Here is a 24,986-nt window from a genome sequence, read left to right on the forward strand (position 1 = left end):
AAAAACTTGAAAAGGGGTTTAGGGTGGCTGAATTAACAGATCAGCAATTTGATCAGCAGCATCTTTGGCATCCATATACTTCCATGATTGATCCTTTGCCTACTTTTCAGGTAGCACATGCATCGGGTGCAATAATTCATTTATGTGATGGGCGGCAATTGATTGATGGTATGTCCTCTTGGTGGTGTACGATTCATGGTTATAATCATGCTGAATTAAATCAGGCGATCACGGATCAATTGCAGCAGATGTCACATATTATGTTTGGTGGACTTACTCATCAACCTGCGATTGAATTGGGGCGTTTACTTTTAGAGATTACCCCTCCTCGTTTGGATAAAATTTTTTATGCTGACTCAGGATCAGTTGCTGTTGAAGTGGCCTTAAAAATGGCCGTACAGTATTGGGTTTCATTGGGTAAAAAGGACAAAACCAATATCATAACAACGCGTTCTGGTTATCATGGTGATACTTGGAATGCGATGTCGGTATGTGATCCAGTCACAGGAATGCATCAAATTTTTGGTACAAGTCTACCGCAGCGTATATTTGTAAATGCACCACAGACCACATTTACACAAGATTGGAATCCAGAAGATACTGCACAATTAGAGCAAACTTTGCATCAGCATCATGAAACTATTGCTGCCTTTATTATTGAGCCGATTGTTCAAGGTGCGGGTGGAATGCGTTTTTATCACCCTGAATATTTGCGACAAGTTAAAAAGTTATGTGAAAAATATAAAATATTGCTAATTTTTGATGAAATTGCGACAGGATTTGGTCGTACTGGAAAGTTGTTCGCGTGGGAGCATGCGCAGGTTGAGCCTGATATTATGTGTATGGGTAAGGCACTGACGGGTGGTTATATGACCTTATCTGCGACCTTAACTACACAGCATATCGCAGAGGTGATAAGTCAGGGAGAGGCTGGTGTATTTATGCATGGCCCGACCTTTATGGCTAATCCACTGGCTTGTGCGGTTGCACTCAAGAGTACCCAATTATTATTATCTCAAGATTGGCAAGCCAATATTCAACGGATAGCACAGCAACTTCAGCAAATATTGACACCACTTTCAGCGTTGGATCATGTACAAGATGTGCGTATTCTGGGGGCAATTGGTGTCGTTGAGCTTAAGTATGCAGTAAATATGCGTATCTTGCAGGAGCAGTTTGTTAAACGTGGTATTTGGGTGAGACCCTTTGGCAAACTGATTTATGTGATGCCACCTTATGTGATTAGTCAAACGCAATTACAGACCTTGTTAACGCAATTGGTAGAGGTTGTGACTATGATGGAGTTTGTTGTGTCATGAATTTATTGAATCACTATGCAGATCATTTAGAGCGATTAAAACAGCAAGGCAATTTACGTCAATTTGTTTCACACACACAATATAATCAATATATTCAAATTAATCATCATGATATGTTGAATTTATCAAGCAATGATTATTTGGGCTTGGCAGGTCAAATAGATTTACGTGAGCAGTTTTTTCAGCATCAGGTTGATGTGTTGCCACGAATGAGTGCCTCATCTTCACGTTTACTGACTGGTAATTTTGTGGAGTATGAACAGTTAGAAGCGAGTTTAAGTCAGGCTTTTCTAGGACGATCCGCTTTAATTTTTAATACTGGCTATCATATGAATATTGGTATCCTGCCTGCTATCGCGGATCAAAAAACGTTAATACTGGCAGATAAACTGATACATGCCAGTATTATCGATGGCATTCGTTTGTCCAGCGCCAAGTATTTGCGCTATCGTCATAATGATTTGGCTCATCTTTGTCAGTTGATAGAAAAATATCATGATGATGATGTATATGAGCGTATTATTGTAGTGACAGAATCTATCTTTAGTATGGATGGTGATGAAACTGATTTGACACATTTGGTGCAGATTAAACAGCGGTTTTCTAAAGTCATGCTCTATGTGGATGAGGCGCATGCCATTGGTGTGCGTGGTGCTATGGGCTTGGGATGTGCAGAGCAATATAATGTAATTGCGAATATTGATTTTTTAGTAGGAACATTTGGTAAGGCATTGGCATCAGTCGGAGGATATTTAATTTGTCATGAAGTGATTCGACAGTATTTAATTAATACCATGCGGCCTCTTATTTTTAGTACAGCACAGCCACCAATCTGTATGGCATGGACACAATTTATTTTTGAATATATGCAAGGTTTACAGTCGGCACGACAAGATTTAGCGATCAAAAGTGATTTCTTAAGGCAGCAAGTTATTGCACGTGGTTTTGATTGTCCATCTAGTTCTCATATTGTTCCTGTGATTATTGGTGATTCAAAGCAAACTGTTATACAAGCAAAAAAATTGCAAAACGCGGGTTTTTATATGATGCCTGTACGACCACCTACTGTACCACAGCATTCTTCTCGACTGCGTATTTGCCTCAATAGCATCATTGAAATATCTGATTTACAACGGTTGGTTCATTTATTATGAAATCGAAAGTAATCATTGATAAGTCTAAGATTGCACTAAGATTTTCGCAAGCACATACCAGTTATGATCAACATGCATTGGTACAAAAAAAAATCACCTTGACCTTGTCTAATTTAATTCAGCATTATTGTTTATCAAATCAACTTGATCATGTCCTTGATATAGGTTGTGGTTCTGGACAGCTATCACGTTTATTGTTGCAAAAAACCAATGTGCAGCGCCTGTATTTAAATGATTTGTATCCACAAATAATGATGCATTGTGGTGATTTTGATTTGAATAGTGTGGAATTTTACATTGATGATATTGAACGATTAGATCTGGCTGTTTGTTTTGACTTGATTATGTCTAGTTCTGCATTGCAATGGGTAATCGATTTAAATCAGTTATTTTCTAAAATTGCAGCACATTTAAAACCTCAGGGTTTATTGTGTTTTTCGACATTTGGTGTTGATAATCTGACCGAAATAAAACAATTAACAGGCCAAGGTTTACATTATCACAGCGCTGCGACCATTCAAGCTTACTTATCTAATCATGGGTTTGAGATATTGCATTTTTCAGAAGCGTTTGAGTGCCTGAGTTTTGATCATCCGAAGCAGGTATTGCAACATTTAAAGGCAACTGGTGTTACGGCAACAGCGACGGATTTTAAATGGAGTAAAACCACCTTACATCAGTTTTATCATGATTATGAGCGTTTTGTGTCGATAGATGGCGAAGGTCAACGATTATATCCACTGACGTATCATCCTATTTATTGTATTGCACGGAGTATTGTATGACTGTTCAGACATCTCAGGTTTTTTTTGTGAGTGGTATTGATACAAGTATTGGTAAAACCTATGCAACAGGTTATTTAGCAAAATTATGGAATGCTCAAGGTATTGCAACCATTACACAAAAATTGATTCAAACGGGTAATGTTGATATTTCTGAAGATATTGAGCAGCATCGGCAAATTATGGGAACTGGATGGCTGGATGTTGATATTGAAAAATTAACCATGCCGGAGATTTTTAGTTATCCAGCCTCACCACATTTAGCGACCAAGCTGGATGGAAGGGAGATCGATTTTGGTAAAATTGAGGCCGCAACACAGCAATTAATGCAAAAATTTGATCGCGTATTGCTTGAGGGTGCGGGCGGGTTGATGGTTCCGCTCAATGAGAAATTACTTACGCTGGATTATGTGGCTATGCAAAAGTTTCCAGTGATTTTGGTAAGTTCTGGTCGTTTAGGTAGTATTAATCATACACTATTGAGCTTAGAGGCTTTGAAGGCAAAAAATATTGAGTTATATGCCTTGGCCTATAACCTACATGATGAATCTCAAGATCCTTTAATTTCTAACAGTACAGCAGATTATTTAAAACAATATTTAACGACACATTTTCCACATGCGCAGTGGTTAGAGATTCCTATTATTGAATCTTTATAATCATGGCAAATGTTAGTCATCATGATTTATATTTAATCATGATGATCACAAATAAGACTTGATCACTATATGCAGGCTGAACTGAGTAATGGAGATCAAAAATGCCAATCAGTTATGCAGATTGGCATTATTCAGTCTATTTTTAACCGATATAGTTTAGAACTTTTTAAAACCTTTATTGATGCCAAAAGGTTTGCGTAAACCATGTTCATTACGGCGTTCACGTTGACCTGTATGATCATCACGGTCACGGCGTTCACGCTGATGCTCTTGCTGTTGGTTGCCACCTTGAGTTGCTTCGGTATCTCGACGCTGTTGGCGTAAATAACCACCACGACGCGCAGCCATTGGTTTTTCTTGCATACGTTCATTACGACGTTTTGCCATACCAAATAGACCAGTGCCTTGGCGTGGTTTAAGTTCGACACTTTTGGTTAGATTGTCGATATCCTGTTTATCCAATTCGATCCAACGGCCTGTACGCAGTTCACGAGGTAAAATGACTGTGCCATAGCGAGTACGTAATAAGCGGCTTACTTTTAAACCTTGTGATTCAAAAATACGGCGTACTTCACGATTACGTCCTTCTTTCACAACGACTTGATACCAACGATTGATACCATCACCACCAATTTCAGCAAAAGATTCAAATTTTGCAGGACCATCATCCAGTGTTACGCCTTGTAGCATATTTTGGCGAAGTTGTGGTGTAACTTCACCCATTACACGTACTGCATATTCACGTTCAATTTCATTTGAAGGATGCATGAGTCGATTGGCTAATTCACCATCATTAGTAAACAGTAATAAGCCTGTAGAGTTGATATCTAGACGTCCAACCATGACCCAGCGATCATTGGCAATAGGAGGGAGGTTGTCAAATACCGTGGGACGGTTTTCAGGATCGTTGCGAGAACAAATTTCACCTTCAGGTTTATAATAAATTAAAACACGACGGCGAATTTCATCTTCGATTTGAAATTGTACTTTACGACCATCAATGCGAAGCTCATCGCCTGGTTCGATACGTTCACCTACTTGGGCTACTTGACCGTTGACACTGACACGGCCAGCAGCAATGACTTCTTCCATATAACGGCGAGAACCCAAACCAACACGTGCAAGCACCTTTTGCAATTTTTCACTCATGACAGTATAACCTTAGAAATGATCATCAACAGTTTACCTATTTATGATTTCGCTGCATTTGCATCGATTGTCATAAAAGCTTCCTTGGTATTCTGTAGGGGTGGCAGTTGACCTAAAGAAGTTAGGCCAAATGCGTTCAAAAATTGAGGCGTTGTAATTAACAACGCGGGTCTTCCAGGAAGTTCACGAAAACCAGATTCTTTAATCCAGTTCCATTCAAACAATGTACGTAGTATTTGACTATTGTTTGTGACTCCACGAATTTGTTCAATATCTGATCGAGTTACGGGTTGATGATAAGCAATCACCGAAAGAATCTCGAGCAATGATGGCGATAAACGAGTTGGTCGTTCAGGCCAAATTTGTTTGATAATATTACGATATTTATCACGAACTTGGAAACGAAAACCTTGAGCTGTTTCAATTAATTCAATAGATCGACCATGCTGTAATACGGATAGTTGTTGTAAAAATTGTCGGAGTTGTACTTTACTATAGCGATCGTGAAATGCATCTTTGAGTCGAGCCAATGAAACAGGTGTTTCACTGGTAAAAATAATGGCTTCTAACTGCATGAGAATTTCATGTAGATCATGAGAAGAAGGCAATAACTCGTCAGCACTCATAGCGGTGACCTTTGAATGGTGAGTGGTGCATCGATACCGGTCGTGATAATACAGATTTTTTGTTGACGGCTTAATTCAAGTACAGCCATAAAGGTGACGACCATACCTAAACGCCCCTGACTCGGTTTAAGTAATCGCTTAAATTCAAGTACCTGACCTTGTTGTAGTTGTTGTTGAATTGAGGCAATACGTTCCTCTAATAAAACAGGTTCTTGAAGAATTTGATGCTGAATGGGTTCTGGTCGATTAAATAAACATTGTAATGCATCATGAAGCTGACTGGCTGCATAAGTTTGATGCTGAGGTATTTGTTCTAGATTAACAAATGGTTGAAAGGTATCACGTTCTAAAATAGACATTTGATTTAGACGTTCAGCTGCATGCTTGATATTTAAATACGTTTCAAGTCGATCAATTAAATTTTGTTTGGGATCTTTCTCAATTATGTTGATGCTAGCTGGTTTTGGGAGTAACAAGCGTGACTTTAGATCCGCTAAAAGTGCAGCCATCACCATATAATCTGCAGTTAGTTCTATATTGAGTGACTTCATGCTATCCATATAGGCAAGATATTGTGAAGCAATCGGTGCAATATCGAGATTGATGAGATCAAAACCATTTTTTTGAATGAGGTAAATTAAAAAGTCGAGTGGTCCTTCGAAATGCTCTAAGAGAATTTCAAATGCAGCTGGAGGGATATAGAGATCCTCAGGAAGTTCATCTTGCCATTCATCCATTACACGGATGCTTTGCAGATTTTCCATAGCATTTTGGACAATTTGTGTCATTACAGTTTAGGCCACGCGAATTTTCAAAAGCATGAATGCTATTTGATGGACATTGAAGCGTAGAGATTGGAGTTATTTCATCAATACAATAGCAAATCTTAGTCTAATAGAAATTTAGACTTAAATAAATCGAATTATGACGATATTTAAATAAAAAATCGAAAATAAATACAAAACATTTATTTCAGTGATAATGATCGTGATCGTAAATTTAAAGCATTGCCGCGCAAATGATATATGACGATCTGCAAGATCGTCATATTAAAGTCAATAGCCAATAGATAGGGGTTAACACTAACACATTAATATTAAAATATTTTTATCTCTATTTTATTCAAATTGACGAGTATCACCCATACCATGACGAATCACTTCAGGATGTGTACCTGATAAATCAACAATACTGGTGGTTGCTAATGAACCAAGTCCACCATCAATCAATACATCTATGCGTTTTTCAAGTTGTAATTCAATCTCATAAGGATCATCAAGAGGATCACTGTCACCAGGTAAAATTAATGTACTGGTGAGCAGAGGCTCATTTAATTCTTTGAGTAACATTTGACAAATTGGATTACTTGGAATGCGTAAACCAATCGTTTTTTTCTTTGGATGCATCAGACGTCGAGGGACTTCGCTGGTCGCAGGAAGGATAAAGGTGGTAATTGCAGGAGTATTATTTTTAAGTAATCTGTACATTGCATTGTCTACTTTTGCATAGGTTGCAATATCAGAAAGATCGGCACACAAAATGGCATATTGGTGTTTGGGTCCCAGACCACGAATTTGCGAAATTCGCTCCATGGCATGTTTATTACCAATTTGACAACCAATGGCATAAGCAGCATCTGTTGGATAGACCACAACATCTCCCGCACGGATGCGCTCCACTGCCTGACTAATTAAACGTGGTTGTGGATTTTCAGGATGTACCCTTAAATGTAGCATATGTGATCCTTTTTCATTGTTTTATCTGATGGCATTATCTCTCTGCTTTTTTAGCGGATGCAATCTACAACACGTTGTAATGTGTAAGTTAATCTAAAGCTTCTCGTTGAAATTCATCTGCCTGTAACATTTTGCCATGTCGAGTACAGTGACAAATATAGCGAATGAATTGCTGTGCATCTCGAGGAAGACGTGCTGTACCAGAGAAATAATCATTTACTTGCTTAAAAACATGATCTTTAAAATGTTGACCGTTACTACTTTCACCCGTGAGATTATCTAAAGAAACACGAAATTTACGCCCAAAAGCTTGTGCAAATAACCATTCGATGGCTTGTGGCTTGATTTCAACTTGTTCAAATAATGCCTGCTGTGCTTCAGTTCGGCCATCGGGTGCATACCAATATCCTAAGTCAGCTTGTAAACGACGTTTGGGTCCAGCAATCGTCCAATGGCTAATTTCATGTAGCGCACTGTTAAAGAAACCATGTGCAAATTGGATACGTGCAGGCGTTTCTGGTGTTGCTGGAAAATATTCTGGTTCAAAATCACCACGAACTAATAACACATTTAGGTGGGAAAACCAGTGATTAAAGTGTAAGATGAGCCAATCCACTTGTTGGGGTTCTGGCGATAAATTCACCCATGGTGAGAGTTGCACTTGTTGAAGTGAAGTGTCAGAATCGGAAGTTGGAAGTGTGCTAACAAGTGATGAGATATTCACTTCTGTTTGCGGCTGCAACAGATGCATGACTTAATTTACCCAATTGGTCTGTCTAAATAAGTACAAAATTGTATCTTAATCTTTGACAGAGTACTGATGAATTTGTAGAATTGCCGCCTTAATTATGTCAGCAAATACCTTTCCGGCACAGATTGAGCCGTTTAAATGGGCTGAACAAGGTTTTACATGGTCAGGAACACTGCCATTGTCTAGCTTTGCTCGTATTGCCCGTGAAGCTGTTGGATCAATTGATGATCAATTGATTAACATAGACTGTAAGCTATCAATGGATGCGTATCATCGCATAATTTGGTTGGATGGTCATGTTGAAACAAAAGTTCCAATGGAATGTCAGCGTTGTTTAGATGCTGTTGATATTGAACTTGTTTCAGATTTTCATTTAGCTCTTGTGGATGATGAGTCACTGATAGAGCGCTTGGATGAGGATGCTGATTTCATTGTCTTAGGTGAAAGTGAAGCGACCACAAAAGGTGATTATGATACACCTGCAATGGTTAATTTATTGGCACTGATAGAGGATGAGTTGCTATTGTTGATGCCTTTGTCTCCTAAGCATGATACTTGTGAGCATAAGCATCAACCTGCTCAAGAAGAGTCTGCCGAAGAAAAGCGGGATAATCCGTTTGATGTTTTGGCTACTTTGAAGGGTAAACTTAACTAATTTTTGTGTTATACTGACAAGTATAAGACAATCGAATTTGTTCTGATCCATTTTTTCGATCTTTGTAAGGAGCCATCATGGCCGTTCAGCAAAACCGTAAAAGTCGCTCTCGCCGTGACATGCGCCGTTCACATGACGCTTTAACCGAGAATGCATTAACTGTAGACCAAGCTACTGGTGAGACTCATCGTCGTCATCACGTATCTAAAGATGGTATCTATCGTGGTCGTCAATTATTCGCTAAAGCATCTGCTGAATAATTGATGATGTATTAAGCGCCAAGCTTAGTAGAAAAAATGGGAGCATTCGCTCCCTTTTTTTTTAGGCTAAATTTAACCTGCAGTATCGTTATCATAGCAGTGATGTATATTTGATGATCAATCTTTTTTGTCTATTTAAGACAAATGATGATGATCAGAACATGACGTTGTAAATATAAACAAATTATGAATAGAAACGCGTTTTTGTTGTATTTGGCAATTACTGAAATAAAAATTACGTGCTAAATTGCGCTCCATAAATAAGCTTACATGAAGTAATGTGAATATCATGAGCAATTTTGCCATATTGACATATCTTACTTAAAGGAATTTCTTATGTTTGCTAAACAACTAGAGCAAGCGGCTAAGGCAACAAAAACTGCCTTTGTATTTCCAGGCCAAGGTTCGCAAAAAGCGGGTATGTTGGCAGAATTGGCTGAACAATTTACCAGCATACGTGAAACTTTTGCGGAAGCATCGGATGCTGTTGGTTTTGATTTATGGCATATTGCACAGACCGGCGAAGGTTTAGATCAAACTGAATTTACCCAACCTGTTCTATTGACAGCGAGTATTGCCTTGTGGCGTGTCTGGCTGGAGTTGGGGGGTGTTGCACCTAAATATTTAGCAGGACACTCTTTAGGTGAATATAGTGCCTTAGTTGCTGCTGGTGCATTAAGTTTAGCTGATGCAGTAAAGTTGGTAAATTTACGTGGTCAGTTAATGCAAAGTGCAGTGCCGCAAGGTACTGGTGCTATGGCTGCGATTTTAGGCTTAGATGATGCTAAAGTTTTAGAATTATGTGCTCAAGTCAATGCCACTACTGAAGATGGTGCTGTTGAGGCTGCAAATTATAATGCCAATGGCCAAGTGGTGATTGCAGGCCATAAAGCTTTAGTTGAACAAGTGATTCATCTTGTGAAAGAACAAGGTGCTAAAGCAATTGCACTTCCTGTGTCAGTTCCATCTCATTGTTCATTAATGAAGCCGGCTGCTGAACAGTTTGCTATTGCTTTGCAACAAACGGCAATTCAGTTGCCATCGCTGGCAGTAATACAAAATGTCAACGCACAAATTGCTGTTGATGTGGCGGGTGTGAGTCAAGCGTTAACACAGCAGTTATATCAATCCGTGCAATGGACCAATACGATGCAATATCTTCAAGATGAAGGAATTGAATATATTGTCGAATGTGGTCCTGGTAATGTATTGGCCAATTTAGCAAAACGGTTACCAAAAATTGAAAAAGCATTTCCGTTAGACAGTAAAAGTCGCATGGAAGATGCACTCAATGCCATCTTAGTGGCTGAAGGAAAAATCGCATGACACAGGAACGTAAAATTGCATTAGTTACTGGTGCAAGTCGAGGAATTGGCGCTGCTATTGCAGAACAGTTAATCCAAGATGGTTTTTTTGTTGTAGGTACGGCAACCTCTGAAGCAGGTGCAGCTAAACTTACCAGCAGTTTCGCAGCGCAAGGTGTTGGAAAAGTCCTTGATGTTCGTGATGGCACTGCAATAGATACACTCATTACTGAAATTGAACAACAGTATGGTTCAGTTTTGGTTTTGGTTAATAATGCAGGAATTACAAAAGATAATTTGTTACTGCGTATGTCAGAAGATGACTGGGATGACATTTTAAATATTCATTTAAAAGCAGTTTATCGTCTATCTAAACGTGTTTTAAAAGGTATGACCAAGGCACGTTTTGGCCGAATTATTAATATTAGCTCGGTTGTTGCCCATTTTGCTAATCCAGGACAAGCCAATTACTCAGCGGCAAAGGCAGGGATTGAGGCATTTGGTCGTAGCTTGGCTAAAGAGATGGGAAGCCGTCAAATTACTGTAAATGCTGTAGCTCCTGGTTTTATTGCCACTGAAATGACTGATCAATTGAGCGAAGAAATTCGTAAAAAAATGAGTGATCAAGTGGCATTAAATCGATTAGGCGATCCGCAAGATATTGCGAATGCTGTAAGCTTCTTAGCTTCAGATAAAGCAAGTTATATTACGGGTTCAGTATTACATGTAAATGGTGGTTTATACATGAGCTAAACAAACAGCTACAGTATAAACTTTCCAAAAACTAAAGATTCAATTAAACTAACGGCATTAAAAACGCCACAAGCAATGAGGAGAATTCCTGTGAGCGATATCGAACTACGCGTTAAGCAAGCAGTAGCAGAACAACTTGGTCTTAAAGCTGAAGAGATTAAAAACGAAGCATCTTTCATGGATGATTTGGGTGCAGACTCTCTTGATCTTGTTGAGCTCGTGATGTCTTTTGAAAATGATTTCGATATTACGATTCCAGATGAAGATTCTAATGAAATCACTACAGTACAATCAGCGATTGACTATGTTGCTAAAAAACTAGGTTAATCGATGATGGTCAGCTGTGCTGAACATAAAAAAAACCACCATTTTGGTGGTTTTTTTATGTGGATTAAAATACTTATATCGGTATTTTTTATTGATTAATCTCGAATAATCATGACTGGTGTAGTGCCTTCACTGAGTACACTTTGTGCAACACTGCCAAGGAACAGTTTTTTTAATCCTGTACGGCCATGTGATCCCATAATAATAATATCGGCATGGATATCTTCAGCAGCTTGTGTAATTTCTCTATGAATGACTTGTCCTTCGAGTAGTTTGGTTTCGACGGTCACACCACTTTCGGCAAATTTGGCTTTTGCTTCTTCAAGTGATGCTAAAATAAATTTTCTGGCTCTTTCAATGAGTTCATTTGTTTGAGATGCTGAAATATATTCAGCTGCAATATAAGGATCTAAAGTCAGAACTTGAACGACCGTAATTTTACTATTAAATGCTTTAGCAAGCTCTACAGCTTTATCTACAGCGGAATATGCTGTTGCTGAACCATCAATAGGAACGAGGATATTATTAAATGCCATTTTATTACTCCTTATTTTACAATGTTACATTTTGCTGAATGATGTTTTATTTATCACTTCATTCTAACTGAAACAAAAATGAATTAAAATGTCATTATTAAAATAATTTAAAACATAAATTAATATAAAACAGAAGCTTGTTTAAATGCGGATCATCGTCAAGAAGTAAAAGTTTGCTCAGTCGGTAATGTTGGAATTATTTGCTGCTGATTGATATCAGCTTTGCTGGTTGTGCTGAATATTTGTTCGCCATCTATCGTTTTTTATTATGTATAAGATTAAATAATCGTATAATTTTCTTTTATTTGTATATATTTATATATTCGGGGAAATAGCATGCTAGATAAAATTGTCTTACTCAGTGTTATCAGTGTATTTGGTTTAAGTGCATGTTCAACAACAGAAAGTTCTAAAGTTATTCAAGCAACCAAAGTGAATACTGCAGGTCAAGCAACGCAATATAAGGGATTAAAAACACCGATTTCAATTGGCAATTTTGATAATCGTTCCAATTATATGCGTGGAATTTTTACAGATCATGTCGATCGATTGGGGGGACAAGCCAAAACAATTTTGGAAACCCATTTACAGCAAAGTGGTTATTTCTCTGTATTAAATCGCGATAACCTCGCAGCCTTAGCACAAGAGAGTCAGTTTAATCAGGCACCACAATCCATTAAAGGTGCACGTTATGTGATTACAGGTGATGTTTCGGAATTTGGTCGTAAAGAGGTGGGTGATCAGCAATTATTTGGCCTATTAGGGCGTGGTAAATCTCAGATTGCCTATGCAAAAGTCAATTTAAATATTGTCGATGTCAAGACTTCAGAAATTGTGCATTCAGTACAAGGTGCAGGTGAGTATGCCTTAAGTGAGAGAGAGATCTTAGGATTTGGCAGTACAGCATCATATGATTCCACTTTAAATGGTAAGGTTTTGGATTTGGCAATACGTGAAGCGGTTAATAATCTGGTAAATGATATCCAAACCAATCAATGGCTTGTACGCTAAAACAGGTGCTAAGCCATGAAAAGATTAAAGATGCTAATGGTTGGCTTGTTTCCACTTGTGATGGCCGGATGTATGAGTCAAACGGCTCAGCCCTTATATTATTGGGGAAGTTATCCTCAACAATCTTATTTGTTGATGAGTAAACCTGAAAAAATATCCATTGAGGCACAAATTACGCTGCTTGAAAAAGATCTTGAAAAGGCTAAAGCACATCAACAGGCTGTTCCACCAGGTTTTTACGCACATCTTGGCTTGTTAAATTTGGATATTCATCATACTGCTCGCGCTATTGAATACTTTCGTTTAGAGCGCCAGACCTATCCTGAATCCGCAACATTAATGGATTATCTATTGAATAAAATGATGCATTCATCTGGGAGTAAGCCATGAAAAGCATAGGGTTGCTTTTAGCTATCTGTAGTGTCTTGATGGGTTGTATGGTAAATCCACAGCCTTCTCGGGATTTGAGTGTCTATCAGTCTCATATGCCAAAATCTATTTTGGTCTTACCACCGATTAATGAATCACCTGATCCACGTGCGACATATGGTTATTGGTCTAGTGTGATGGTTCCACTTGCAGAAGCGGGCTATTATGTTTTTCCAATGTCTATTGTCGATGTGATGTTTAAAGAGAATGGGATTAGCAATGGTTTTGATGCACAATCGATTACGCCGCAAAAGTTGCAGAAAATTTTTGGTGCTGATGCCGCTTTATATATTAAAGTTAAGCAATATGGTTCCAAATATCAGGTTGTGCAAACAGTAGCTTCTGTTGCTGTAGAGGCAAAACTGGTGGATTTAAAAACCGGTCAATTACTGTGGCAAGGGCAACAACAGTTGACTGAATCAAGTGCTGAGAATAATTCTGGATTAATTGCAATGTTGGTTGGTGCAGTAATTGAGCAGATTTCGAATGATGTACAAGATAAGGGCTATCTGTTGTCACAAGCACTTAGCCAGCAATTATATACACCGCAATTGAATCGTCAGCAGGGTCTACTTTATGGTCCACGTTCACCTTACTTTCCACAAAATACAGTTGAGGCAAAGTAAAAAGTCAATTTAATATTATGTTGATATTTCTATACAATTAGTTTTAGATTGAGAAATATCAACATCAACAAAATAATAAACCGTATCGTTATAATAATATTTTGATATCAAAACGTGATCCGTCACTATTTTTATTAGTATTTACAAAATATAGAGAAAATATGATGGTCAAAGATAACGGTATGATCATCGATCATGATAAATTAATTGTTTAGTTAAAATACAATATGATTAAATTATATTCATTTGATTTAAATGTTAAAAGAGGGAGAAATGCGCTTATCAATTTTTATATCATTAACGATTATAATATCTTTAGTTGTCTTTCTCTTTTTTTATTTTTATCAATTAAGAAAAAAATCATGTTTAAAACATCGTCTATTATCTGGTAATGCCGATCATCAACGACTTCAACATTATGATCAATATTTACAGCATCTGGGTTTGGCTGGTCGGAAAAATATTCAACATTTAGAGTCGCAACAGCATGATTTAAATCATCTTATTTTGAAACAAGAGATACCCAGTTTGGCATTAAGTTTTGCACAAGATGCATTGTCTGCTTTACAGCAACAATTGATGCTGTCACCACAACAATTAGAACGATTACTGGCAAGTACACAACAATCCCAGCATACCTTTGAGTTAATTCTGACTGATTTATTACATCAGTCAAAAGACCAGATCCGCGATATACCAATTCATTTTAAGTGTTCAGAACAGTATCTAACCTTTCAAAATAGCTATATTTTGAGTTGTTATCTCAGACACAAACAAATCTATGCTTATCATATTCGTGATATTTGGGCAAATCCTGAGGTTTCCTTAGAACATGTTTATACGCAATATATTGAAAAGCACTGCCAGTTTATGCATTTGGGTTGGAAAAATTATTATTATCCACATGAAGCGCGATATGCACTTTCCTCTGCTGCAAAACTCTTGATTGAAGAACAGCGTATGATTGCGCCTCAACTACTTTCTTATCAACAATTTTATCAATGCTTGATTGAGCAAGGGCAGGCGATACATTCATGTTGGTATTTAGATGGTGTTGTAATGGAAATTTTATTTACAGCAGATTATTCTGCCCTGATTGAGCTGTCTAAAGCAGATTATTTATCTTTTTATCAAGCACATTATTTGGCCAAGCATTGTGAAATTCAGGATATTGCAGATGGTGATTTATATAGCGATGAATTTCAAATATATAAAGAAAAAGCAGCAGATTTAAGAGATCTTGCAGAACAAGCGGCTGTGACACAGGGCTATGAAATTGATCAGGACTATCAAGATCCATATGCAGTGTAATTCAGGATATTTTTATCTACTGTCATAATAAAATAACATGCCAGTCACGATGTGACTGGCATGTTTGAGATGAAGTTTATGAAACACAGCAACGGTGATTAAAGTGCCGCAATTTGTTCCATATTGGCTCTGATTTTATTTAATTGATCTACAAATTCAGCCAGTTTAGCTTTTTCACCTTCAACCACGGCTGCGGGTGCCTTATTGACAAATCCAGGATTAGAAAGCTTATTGGCAATCTGATCATGTTGCTTTTGTACCTTGTCTAAGTCTTTTTGTAACCGTGCTAATTCTGCTTGAGGATCAATCAAACCTTTCATTGGAACCAAGACAGAAACATGGCCGATGACAGAAGATGAAGACAATGGTGCTTGTTGGTCAGAATTCAAGAATGTAATATTTTCAACTTTTGCTAAAGCTTTAAATAAAGGTTCAATACGTGAAATCTGAGCTTTTTCAGCGTCAGTAGTATTTTGTAATAATACAGGCAATAAACGTGCATTGCCTAGGCCCATTTCTCCACGAATATTACGTACAGCACCAATCAGACCTTGTAACCATTGCATATCTGCTTCGGCTTGTTCGTTGATTTTTGCACAATCAGGCGTTGGATATGATGCCAGCATAATCGTTTCACCTGCAATCCCCAATTTTGGTGCAAGCGTTTGCCAAATTTCTTCAGTTAAATATGGCATAATTGGATGAGCGAGTCGTAAAGAGGCTTCCATAACAGCCAAGAGTACGCGACGCACTTCTGCTTTACGTGCTTCAGGGACTTGTTCATCATTGAGTACTGGTTTGGTTAATTCTACATACCAATCACAATATTCATTCCAGATAAACTCATAAATTGCTTGTGCCGCTAAGTCTAGACGATAAGTCGCAAATGCTTGCTGAACTGCAGCTTCGGCTTTTTGTAATCGGCTGATAATCCACTGTTCTGGTAATTCCCACAGTTCAGGATGCGCAGTTTGTCCAACCTGTTGTCCTTCAACATTCATCAGTACAAAACGTGTAGCATTCCAAATTTTATTGGCAAAATTACGATAGCCTTCAACACGTTTCATATCAAATTTGATATCACGACCTGTATTGGCAAGGGCACAGAAAGTAAAGCGTACAGCATCAGTTCCGTATGCTTGAATACCTTCAGGGAATTCTTTACGGGTAGATTTTTCAATTTTAGCCGCTTGTTTCGGGTTCATTAATCCATAAGTACGTTTTTGTACCAGTGTTTCCAGATCAACCCCATCAATTAAATCTAATGGGTCGAGTACGTTCCCTTTAGATTTTGACATTTTTTGACCTTCACCATCACGAACTAGGCCATGTACATAAACGGTTTTAAATGGAATTTGAGCGCTACCATCTTCATTTTTCATAAAGTGCATGGTCATCATAATCATACGGGCAACCCAGAAGAAAATGATATCAAAACCAGTGACCAGTACATCTGTTGGATGGAAGGTATTTAAGAAATAATTGTTTGCATCTTTCTCAGCATCGCCCGTCCAGCCTAGAGTTGAGAATGTCCAGAGTGCAGAAGAGAACCAAGTATCAAGGACATCTTCATCCTGATTTAAAACAACGTCGGCAGCAATATTATTTTGTTGGCGTACTTCAGCTTCATTACGTCCAACATAGACATTGCCTTGCTCATCATACCAAGCAGGAATACGGTGGCCCCACCATAATTGACGAGAAATACACCAGTCTTGAATGTTGTTCATCCAAGCCATATACATATTGCTGTATTGTTCGGGAACAAATTTGATATCACCATCTTTGACTGCTTGAATTGCAGGTTGTGCTAACGGTGCAATTTTGACATACCATTGATCGGTCAGTAATGGTTCAACAATGACACCAGAACGGTCACCACGAGGTGGTTTAAGGGTATAAGGTTGAATTTGATCTAACCAACCTTCTGCCTCTGCCTGTTCAACTAATTTTTGACGTGCCGCAAAGCGTTCTAAACCAATATATTCTGCTGGTGCAGGGATGGTTTTTGAAATTTGTTCACCTGCTTTAGCGATATACTCAAATTCTGCTAGAACTTCTGCATTTTTATTAAAGATATTAATAATCGCTAATTCACAGCGTTTACCGACTTCATAGTCGTTAAAGTCATGTGCAGGTGTAATTTTAACACAGCCTGTACCAAACTCTTTTTCAACATATTCATCTTGAACAATCGCAATTGCACGACCTGTAATAGGTAAAATAATGTTTTTTCCTACCAGATGCGCATAGCGTTCATCATCTGGTGCTACGGCAACAGCGGTATCACCTAACAGTGTTTCGGGACGCGTAGTTGCAACGACAATATAGTCTTTACCATCATGTGTACGTAATGACTTATCTTCAAAGAAGTATTTGAAGTGCCATAATGAACCTTGTTCTTCTTTATCAGATTCTACTTCTAGATCAGAAAGTGCAGTTTGTAATTTAGGATCCCAGTTTACTAGGCGTTTACCACGATAAATGAGTCCTTCCTCATGCAGTTTAACAAAAACTTCTTTAACGGCATTGGATAGACCTTCATCCATTGTAAAGCGTTCACGTGACCAATCAACAGATGAACCTAAACGACGAATTTGACGCGTGATGTTACCGCCAGATTGTTCTTTCCATTGCCATACTTTTTCAATAAATTTGTCACGGCCAAGATCATGGCGGCTAATATTTTCTGCAGCAAGTTGACGTTCAACCACCATTTGTGTCGCAATACCAGCATGATCGGTACCCGGTTGCCATAAGGTATTTTTACCTGACATCCGATTATAGCGAGTCAGTGCATCCATAATGGCATTGTTAAAGCCATGTCCCATATGTAAATTACCAGTGACATTGGGTGGCGGAATCATGATACAAAAAGATTCGCCTTGTTGAGATGGTTTAAAATAACCACGTTCTTCCCAAGTTTGATACCATTTTTTTTCGATCTCGGTTGGATCGTAGGTGGTCGCAATATTTTGCGCTGAATTTGTCATAGTCTAAATAGATTAAAAGTAGATAAAAATTGTTGCTATTGTAGCAAAAAAATAGACTTTTAGTGATGTCTTGAACAGCCGGCACGATGTCGTATTAAGATTGATAAAAAATAGATTTAATCCACTTTTATCATGATATTAATAGGATGAACAGCATGTATAAGCTCGCTATTTTTCCAAGATTTCGCTTAACTTCATACCGTCATTCTATATTATAGAGATCATCAACTGATGATGAGAATAGCTTGTAACAACTATATATCAAGATATGATTATTTTTTAGATTTAATTTAGACTATTGATATTGAACTAATTTTTAGTTGTCATCAGAAGAGATATTGATCGGGCTGGCATCAGTATCATGATAAAAATGGAGAAAACGAATGGACTATTTTATCTATATTCAATTAAATGCCAAGACTTTCCAGCATTTTCAGCAGATACGTCAGCAGTTAAATCAATATGATGCGCAACCTTTGGCTAAACCATTAGGACGGATATTGACTGATATTGCTTGTGAAGTCATTGAGCAGGTTTTTGGCACAATAACGGAACAAAATTTTAAAGGTGTAGGTGAAACCGAGCAAACGATCACGCAGATTAAGGATTATTTACGTCATTATATGCCTTGGTCAATAGCCTTGCTGAGTAACCAGCGTTTAGTGCCTATGGTCAATTATCTTTATGATCAAATCGTTCAACAATCTTCACAACAGGTATTTTTAACCTATCCCATTGATTATCAATTGGCACGACAAGCACTGCATAGCGTTAGACAACTAGACTTGGCAAATATCGCCTCCATTCAAATCTGCTTTGATATTTTTATTGATATTATTGATCAAGGGGTCAACTGTTTAATTTATCAGCCTAAAGCATTGTTAAAATTTAATTTTATAGTAGATAAAACATTAAATGGTGTTATAAAACTGAGCACTCAATTGGCGTATAAACGCATTGAAAAAATTGCATCTCAATTAAGTTTAGATACGGCTCAAGATTATTTTCATTACTTTATCACTTTTTTAAAAATGATTTCTAAGGATCAACCACTTCAGTATCATGGGATTGCATAACGATATGAAAAAATTAAATCATTTAAATCAACAGGTAGTATGGATTACAGGTGCATCATCTGGTATTGGTAGGGCACTGGCAAAAGCATGTGCCTTGCAGGGTGCATCGGTTATTTTAACTGCACGTCGTTTTGACGTACTAGAGCAGGTTCGTTTGACACTCGCTCATCCAGAACAACATCTGTGTATTGCCATGGATATTACCAATGAAGCTGAAGTCTCTGAAGCCTATCAAAAGGTATTAGCGCATAAGGGACGTATTGATTGGTTGATTAACAATGCGGGTTTGAGTCAACGTGCTTTAATTACAGAAACCAGTATGCAAACTGAACGTACCATTATGGAGATCGATTATTTTGCACAAGTGTTTTTAACTAAAACCGTATTACCAACTTTTATGCAACAACAGTCAGGACGGATTATTTTTGTATCGAGTGTCGCAGGATTGTTGGGCACTCAATATAGAGCCAGCTATTCTGCTGCCAAAGCCGCAATTCATATGTGGGCCAATAGTCTTCGCGCTGAAATTGCCGATCAAGGCATTGAGGTATCTGTTCTTTTTCCTGGTTTTGTCAATACAGACGTATCGTTAAATGCACTCAATGGTGCAGGAGAAGCACAATGTCATCAAGATGAAGCAATTGAGCAAGGTTTAGATGCGGATCAATTTGCTCGGATGGCATTAAAAGCACTGATGGATGGTCAAGAATATATTGTCATTGGTGGTGCCAAAGAACGTTTAGGCACGTGGATTTCACGTTTATCGCCGAGTACTTTATATAAAATGATTCGTAAAGCTAAAGTAAAATAAATACATCAAGGAATTTAAAAAATTAAGGAGTTTATGACTAAACTCCTTAATTGATGTGTTTGAATATCAAGTCAATATCAATTACTGATTTTGACGATGCTGTTGCTCAGAACTTAACGGTTTTTGTACAGTTGTACTACTGTTGGCTTTTACACCGCCGCCTAAAGATTTATAAAGCTCGACTTGATTGTTCAAGTTTGCCTGTTCTAATGTTAATAAACCTTGTTCAGCCGCATAAGAACTACGCTGCGCATCTAAGACATTAAGATAACCATCAATACCCGCATTAAAACGGGCACTTGAAAGTCGGTAAGATGCTTTAGATGCCTCAACTAAGCGTCGTTGTGCAGAAAGACGGTCAGCAATATTATAGCGGACCGCTAAAGCATCATTGACTTCGCTAAATGCAGACTGAATAGATTTTTCATAATCAGATAAGGCAATTTTTTGATCAATTTCAGCAATTTTAACATTACTGCGACGTGTACCCCAGTCAAAAATCGGAAGATTCAGGCTAGGACCTACAGACCAAATAAAGCTACCTGATTTAAATAAATCACTTAAATCAGTACTACCATAACCTGCAGTACCTGTGAGTGTAATGGTTGGAAAGAGCTGTGCTCTTGCTGCACCAATATTAGCACCTGCTGCAGACAGTTTAAATTCTGCACTACGTAAATCTGGACGATTCAGCAAGAGATCACTTGGTAGTCCAGTTCCAATAGCATCAATATTGGTGATTTTACTCACTTTATTTTTTGCTAATAGATTGTCAGGTACTGGTTCACCAGCCAATAGATTAAGTGCGTTTTTAGCTTGAGCTACTTGTGTTTTATAGCTTGCTACATCATTACGTGCGGTTTCAACAGAGATTTGTGCTTGACGTACGGAGAGTTCGTTGTCAATCCCAACATCAAAACGTTTTTTATTGAGATTATAGGCATCCAGTTGGCTTTTGAGTGTTTTCTCAGCCAGTTGTAAATTGGCATTGGCATAGGCATAGGTTAACCAAGCTTGAGTGACTTGGCTAATCAGTGAAATCTGTGTCGCATCACGTGCACTTTGTGTTGCAAGATAGGTATCTAAAGCACTATCTTTTAAACTACGCACACGTCCCCAGAAGTCTAATTCATATGCCGTTAGACCTAAGCCAATATTATAGCTTGTTGTAGGTCCAGACGATCCAATGGTGTCTTGACGTAATACACTACCACTGGCACCAATGGTCGGAAGCTCATTATTGCGTGAGATTTGGTATTGTTGCTGAGCACGTTCGATATTTAACGCTGCTGTACGCAAATCACGGTTATTCTCTAATGCAAGATCGATGACTTGTATTAATCTTGGATCAGCAAAAAAATCTTTATAACCTTGTTCTGCAATAGATGAACCAGAAGCATTGCTATAACTGCTTGGAATATTTGCCTGTACGACGGGCTCTGGGCCACGCATGCTTTGGCATGCAGCCAAAGCAAGCGCGAGTGCAGATACCGTCATGCTACGACCTGTGATAGACCATAATTTTTGCATTACGATGATTGCTCCTGACGATTAATATTTTTCGGTTTGTATTTGAAGATCGAACGAATCCAAACGAAGAATACAGGAATAAAGAAAATACCGAGTAGAGTCGAAGACAGTACGCCACCTAAGACACCATAACCTACAGAGTTTTGGCTTCCTGCACCAGCACCGGTACTGAGGGCGAGTGGGAGTACACCAAAACCAAATGCTAAAGTAGTCATAATGATTGGACGTAAACGCATTTTTGCTGCATGCAATGTTGCTTCAAAAAGCTCTTCGCCTTTCTCTTGCAGTTCTTTCGCAAATTCAACAATAAGAATCGCATTTTTTGCCGATAGACCAATTACCGTAATAATCGCAACTTGGAAGTAAATGTTATCTGATAAGTTAGGATCACTTTTCAGAATCATAGCCAAGAAGGTTAATATCACAGCACCTAAGACACCTAGTGGTACCACCAAAATAACGGAGAAAGGTACTGACCAACTCTCGTATAATGCGGCTAAGCATAAGAAGACGATTAATAATGATAGGGTATATACTAAAGGTGCTTGAGATGATGAATCTTGAGAATCTAAGGAAATACCTGTCCATTGATAATCAAAGCCTTTCAAACCTTGTTCAGGCAGTTTTGCAATAATTTCTTCCATGGCAAGCATCGCATCACCAGAGCTTGAGCCTGGCGCTGCAGAACCTTGGATATTGATCGCAGATACACCATTATAACGTTGCAGCAATGGCGAACCATAGGTCCATTCACCTGTGGCAAACGTTGAAAATGGTACCATGGTATTTTGATTGTTGCGAACATACCATTTGTTTAAATCTTCCGGCATCATACGCGCATCAGCTTCACCTTGTAGATAGACTTTTTTCACACGACCGCGGTCAATAAAGTCATTTACATAAGATCCACCCCAAGCAATACTCATGGTGTTATTGATATCTGCTAAATTAATCCCCATAGCACCGGCAACAGCCTGATCAATATTAATTTGATATTGAGCATTATCATTTTGACCATTTTGACGAACTTGCATCAAACGTGGATCTTTTGCTGCCATTGCAAGTACAGCATTACGTGCTTCATTGAGTTTTTGATGGCCATTGCCTCCGACATCACGCAGCTCTAAGTTAAAGCCATCGCTGACTCCTAATTCAGGCATTGCAGGGAGCTGTAGTGGCAAGATATATGTTGCATCTTTAAACAACATATTCATCATCATACTACGTTGAATAATGGCACCAATCTGAGTCTCAGGTGTCGTACGTTCTTTCCAGTCTTTTAACTTAACGAAGGCTAGACCCACGTTTTGCCCAATGCCTGAGAAAGAGAAACCTGCAACACTAAATACAGATTCTACAGCCGCTTTTTCTTTTTCACGATAATAACTGCTCATTTGTTCAACGACTTTTTCAGTACGTTGTAATGAAGCATTATCGGGTAATTGAACAAGGGTAATAATCACCCCTTGGTCTTCGTTTGGTAAATATGCCGAAGGCATTTTATATAATACTAAAACGATAACCCCAATTACAGCAACATATAAGACACCAGAAAAGATTTTATGGTGTGTCATACGGTTGACACCATTTTGATAACGGTGACTAATATTTTCGAAGGTTCGATTAAACCATCTAAAGAAGCGTGCGGGTAGACTATTACTTGGTTTTTCATCGGGATTATGTGCTTTTAACATGGTTGCACATAACGCAGGTGTAAAGGTTAATGCGATTAATAACGACAATACCATTGCAACAACAAGTGTTACGGAAAATTGACGATAAATAACCCCTGTTGTTCCATCAAAAAATGCCATCGGAATGAAAACGGCAGAAAGCACACTGGTGATCCCGACAAGAGCACCAGAAATCTGCTTCATAGAGATTTCCGTCGCATGTACAGGGTCTAAGTGATCTTCTTGGATAACACGTTCTACGTTTTCCACCACAACAATCGCATCATCGACCAGCAAGCCAATAGCAAGTACCATTGCAAACATGGTCAAGGTGTTGATCGAGAAACCAAAGACATTAATAACAGCAAATGTTCCAAGGACAACAACGGGTACAGCAAGTGTTGGAATTAACGTTGCGCGCCAGTTTTGTAAGAACAGGAACATGACCAAGAATACCAGTACAATCGCTTCAATTAGGGTATGTACGACATTCTCGATTGAGATTTTAATAAAAGGTGTTGTATCAAATGCAATTTGATCTTGTAAGCCTTCAGGGTAGTTTTTACGTAACTGAGCGAGTTGTTGTTCAACGGCTTGTGCTGTATCTAAAGCATTGGCACCCGTTGAAAGTTTAATCGCTACACCACCTGCTGGTTTACCATTAAATTTGGAATCAAACTGATAATTCTCTGAACCTAATTCAACACGTGCAACATCGCCTAAGCGAACTTGAGCACCGTTGGTGGTGGTTTTAAGATAAATTTGACGAAACTGTTCTGGTGTTTGCAGTAAACTTTGACTGTTTACGGTCGCATTCAGTACTTGTCCTTTTACAGCCGGAACACCGCCCACTTGACCTGCCGCAACCTGCGCATTTTGTGCAGTCACTGCATTAGAAACATCGGTCGGTGTAATTTGATAGCTAGCAAGTTTTGCAGGATCTAACCAAATACGAATGGCATAATAACTACCAAAAACCTGTACCTCACCCACACCAGTGACACGACTTAGTGGCTCAGAAATATAAGAGTTGACATAGTCTTTGATGTCTTCTGCAGATAATTGGCCATTATCTGAATAAAAGGCAATTACTTGTAAAAAGCTTGAACCAGACTTGGTGACAGTCACCCCTTGACGTTGAACGGCCTGAGGAAGTAGTGCAGTTGCAGATTGCAATTTATTCTGTACTTGTACCTGTGCAATATCTGGATCGGTCCCTTGTTTGAAGGTTACTGCAATAGATGCTTGACCATTACCATAACTACTCGAAGAAATATAGCGTAAGCCATCGAGACCATTCATTTGCTTCTCGATAATTTGCGTTACAGTATCTTCAACAGTTTTTGCTGATGCACCAGGATAAGTTGTTGAAATTGTAACTGTTGGCGGAGCAACAGTTGGGTATTGTGCAATTGGCATATTAAGCAGGGAAGTAATCCCGGCCAGCATAATAACCAATGCAATCACCCAAGCAAAAATAGGGCGATGAATAAAAAATTGAGCCATGCAGTCTAC

General features: G+C 38.4%; 24 protein-coding genes. 15 read left to right on the forward strand and 9 right to left on the reverse strand.

Going from position 1 to position 24,986, the window contains the following annotated elements; translation table 11 throughout:
- Positions 1–83: 83 nt before the first annotated feature.
- From bioA to bioD, 4 genes are read left to right on the forward strand one after another with little or no spacing between them, the layout of a single operon-like run.
- Entirely contained in the window at positions 84–1,319 is a 1,236-nt protein-coding gene (bioA, locus tag QSG86_RS07410) for an adenosylmethionine--8-amino-7-oxononanoate transaminase (protein ID WP_317032700.1), read from the forward strand.
- Positions 1,316–2,473 carry an 8-amino-7-oxononanoate synthase gene (locus QSG86_RS07415; RefSeq protein WP_317030898.1) on the forward strand — a complete coding sequence of 386 codons (1,158 nt, stop codon included), beginning with the start codon at positions 1,316–1,318 and terminating at the stop codon, positions 2,471–2,473. Before bioA ends, QSG86_RS07415 begins: the two co-directional genes overlap by 4 nt.
- On the forward strand, positions 2,470–3,258 hold the full coding sequence (bioC, locus tag QSG86_RS07420; protein ID WP_317030899.1) for a malonyl-ACP O-methyltransferase BioC: 789 nt from the start codon (positions 2,470–2,472) through the stop codon (positions 3,256–3,258). Before QSG86_RS07415 ends, bioC begins: the two co-directional genes overlap by 4 nt.
- Positions 3,255–3,914, forward strand: coding sequence for a dethiobiotin synthase (gene bioD / locus QSG86_RS07425; RefSeq protein WP_317030900.1), 660 nt, complete (start codon positions 3,255–3,257; stop codon positions 3,912–3,914). The genes bioC and bioD overlap by 4 nt, the downstream gene beginning before the upstream one ends.
- A gap of 156 nt (positions 3,915–4,070) precedes the next feature.
- Here the strand turns inward: bioD and rluB are convergent, their stop codons facing one another.
- From rluB to QSG86_RS07450, 5 genes are all read right to left on the reverse strand, one after another.
- The gene (gene rluB, locus QSG86_RS07430) at positions 4,071–5,063 is read right to left on the reverse strand and encodes a 23S rRNA pseudouridine(2605) synthase RluB (RefSeq protein WP_317030901.1); all 993 of its coding nucleotides are present in this window, start codon (positions 5,061–5,063) and stop codon (positions 4,071–4,073) included.
- 41 nt (positions 5,064–5,104) lie between these two features.
- A complete protein-coding gene (gene scpB, locus QSG86_RS07435; protein WP_317030902.1) occupies positions 5,105–5,689 on the reverse strand; it encodes an SMC-Scp complex subunit ScpB in 585 nt (194 codons plus the stop codon).
- Positions 5,686–6,477 carry a segregation and condensation protein A gene (locus QSG86_RS07440; RefSeq protein ID WP_317030903.1) on the reverse strand — a complete coding sequence of 264 codons (792 nt, stop codon included), beginning with the start codon at positions 6,475–6,477 and terminating at the stop codon, positions 5,686–5,688. The genes scpB and QSG86_RS07440 overlap by 4 nt, the downstream gene beginning before the upstream one ends.
- Before the next feature lie 330 nt (positions 6,478–6,807).
- Positions 6,808–7,425, reverse strand: coding sequence for an L-threonylcarbamoyladenylate synthase (locus QSG86_RS07445; protein WP_317030904.1), 618 nt, complete (start codon positions 7,423–7,425; stop codon positions 6,808–6,810).
- A gap of 88 nt (positions 7,426–7,513) precedes the next feature.
- Positions 7,514–8,176 carry an elongation factor P hydroxylase gene (locus QSG86_RS07450; RefSeq protein WP_317030905.1) on the reverse strand — a complete coding sequence of 221 codons (663 nt, stop codon included), beginning with the start codon at positions 8,174–8,176 and terminating at the stop codon, positions 7,514–7,516.
- 97 nt (positions 8,177–8,273) lie between these two features.
- Between QSG86_RS07450 and QSG86_RS07455 the strand changes: the two genes are divergently transcribed.
- The 5 genes from QSG86_RS07455 (at position 8,274) to acpP (ending at position 11,475) form a co-directional block, all read left to right on the forward strand.
- Positions 8,274–8,831 (forward strand): YceD family protein, encoded by a 558-nt coding sequence (locus QSG86_RS07455; RefSeq protein WP_317030906.1) that lies wholly within the window; start codon positions 8,274–8,276, stop codon positions 8,829–8,831.
- Positions 8,832–8,908: 77 nt separating this feature from the next.
- Positions 8,909–9,091: a 50S ribosomal protein L32 gene (gene rpmF / locus QSG86_RS07460; protein WP_004279227.1), complete on the forward strand. Its 183-nt coding sequence runs from the start codon at positions 8,909–8,911 to the stop codon at positions 9,089–9,091.
- A gap of 336 nt (positions 9,092–9,427) precedes the next feature.
- The gene (gene fabD, locus QSG86_RS07465; RefSeq protein ID WP_317030907.1) at positions 9,428–10,417 is read left to right on the forward strand and encodes an ACP S-malonyltransferase; all 990 of its coding nucleotides are present in this window, start codon (positions 9,428–9,430) and stop codon (positions 10,415–10,417) included.
- On the forward strand, positions 10,414–11,148 hold the full coding sequence (gene fabG / locus QSG86_RS07470; RefSeq protein WP_317030908.1) for a 3-oxoacyl-ACP reductase FabG: 735 nt from the start codon (positions 10,414–10,416) through the stop codon (positions 11,146–11,148). The genes fabD and fabG overlap by 4 nt, the downstream gene beginning before the upstream one ends.
- A gap of 90 nt (positions 11,149–11,238) precedes the next feature.
- Positions 11,239–11,475 carry an acyl carrier protein gene (acpP, locus tag QSG86_RS07475; protein ID WP_317030909.1) on the forward strand — a complete coding sequence of 79 codons (237 nt, stop codon included), beginning with the start codon at positions 11,239–11,241 and terminating at the stop codon, positions 11,473–11,475.
- Between the two features lie 95 nt (positions 11,476–11,570).
- On the opposite strand, the gene QSG86_RS07480 is transcribed toward acpP, so the two are convergent.
- Complete coding sequence (locus QSG86_RS07480; protein WP_317030910.1) at positions 11,571–12,011, reverse strand: universal stress protein; 441 nt, start codon at positions 12,009–12,011, stop codon at positions 11,571–11,573.
- A gap of 336 nt (positions 12,012–12,347) precedes the next feature.
- Here QSG86_RS07480 and QSG86_RS07485 point away from each other — a divergent pair, with 336 nt between their 5' ends.
- The 4 genes from QSG86_RS07485 to QSG86_RS07500 all read left to right on the forward strand — a co-directional run bounded on the left by QSG86_RS07485 (position 12,348) and on the right by QSG86_RS07500 (position 15,388).
- Entirely contained in the window at positions 12,348–13,022 is a 675-nt protein-coding gene (locus QSG86_RS07485) for a CsgG/HfaB family protein (protein ID WP_317030911.1), read from the forward strand.
- A gap of 15 nt (positions 13,023–13,037) precedes the next feature.
- The gene (locus QSG86_RS07490) at positions 13,038–13,412 is read left to right on the forward strand and encodes a DUF4810 domain-containing protein (protein ID WP_317030912.1); all 375 of its coding nucleotides are present in this window, start codon (positions 13,038–13,040) and stop codon (positions 13,410–13,412) included.
- The gene (locus QSG86_RS07495) at positions 13,409–14,077 is read left to right on the forward strand and encodes a DUF799 domain-containing protein (RefSeq protein WP_317030913.1); all 669 of its coding nucleotides are present in this window, start codon (positions 13,409–13,411) and stop codon (positions 14,075–14,077) included. The genes QSG86_RS07490 and QSG86_RS07495 overlap by 4 nt, the downstream gene beginning before the upstream one ends.
- Positions 14,078–14,350: 273 nt before the next feature.
- Positions 14,351–15,388 carry a hypothetical protein gene (locus tag QSG86_RS07500; protein WP_317030914.1) on the forward strand — a complete coding sequence of 346 codons (1,038 nt, stop codon included), beginning with the start codon at positions 14,351–14,353 and terminating at the stop codon, positions 15,386–15,388.
- A gap of 98 nt (positions 15,389–15,486) precedes the next feature.
- On the opposite strand, the gene QSG86_RS07505 is transcribed toward QSG86_RS07500, so the two are convergent.
- Entirely contained in the window at positions 15,487–18,381 is a 2,895-nt protein-coding gene (locus QSG86_RS07505; protein WP_317030915.1) for a valine--tRNA ligase, read from the reverse strand.
- Positions 18,382–18,764: 383 nt separating this feature from the next.
- Between QSG86_RS07505 and QSG86_RS07510 the strand changes: the two genes are divergently transcribed.
- Together QSG86_RS07510 and QSG86_RS07515 are read left to right on the forward strand one after the other, a co-directional pair.
- Positions 18,765–19,457: a hypothetical protein gene (locus QSG86_RS07510; RefSeq protein WP_317030916.1), complete on the forward strand. Its 693-nt coding sequence runs from the start codon at positions 18,765–18,767 to the stop codon at positions 19,455–19,457.
- 4 nt (positions 19,458–19,461) lie between these two features.
- Positions 19,462–20,268 (forward strand): SDR family oxidoreductase, encoded by an 807-nt coding sequence (locus QSG86_RS07515; RefSeq protein WP_317030917.1) that lies wholly within the window; start codon positions 19,462–19,464, stop codon positions 20,266–20,268.
- An 81-nt stretch (positions 20,269–20,349) separates the two neighbouring features.
- Here QSG86_RS07515 and adeC read toward each other — a convergent pair whose 3' ends face one another.
- Positions 20,350–21,798, reverse strand: a complete 1,449-nt coding sequence (adeC, locus tag QSG86_RS07520) for an AdeC/AdeK/OprM family multidrug efflux complex outer membrane factor (RefSeq protein WP_317030918.1) — start codon at positions 21,796–21,798, stop codon at positions 20,350–20,352.
- Positions 21,798–24,977, reverse strand: coding sequence for an efflux RND transporter permease subunit (locus QSG86_RS07525; RefSeq protein ID WP_317030919.1), 3,180 nt, complete (start codon positions 24,975–24,977; stop codon positions 21,798–21,800). Before QSG86_RS07525 ends, adeC begins: the two co-directional genes overlap by 1 nt.
- Positions 24,978–24,986: the final 9 nt, after the last annotated feature.

The organism is Acinetobacter sp. SAAs474, assembly GCF_032823475.1.
Taxonomy (GTDB): Bacteria; Pseudomonadota; Gammaproteobacteria; order Pseudomonadales; family Moraxellaceae; genus Acinetobacter.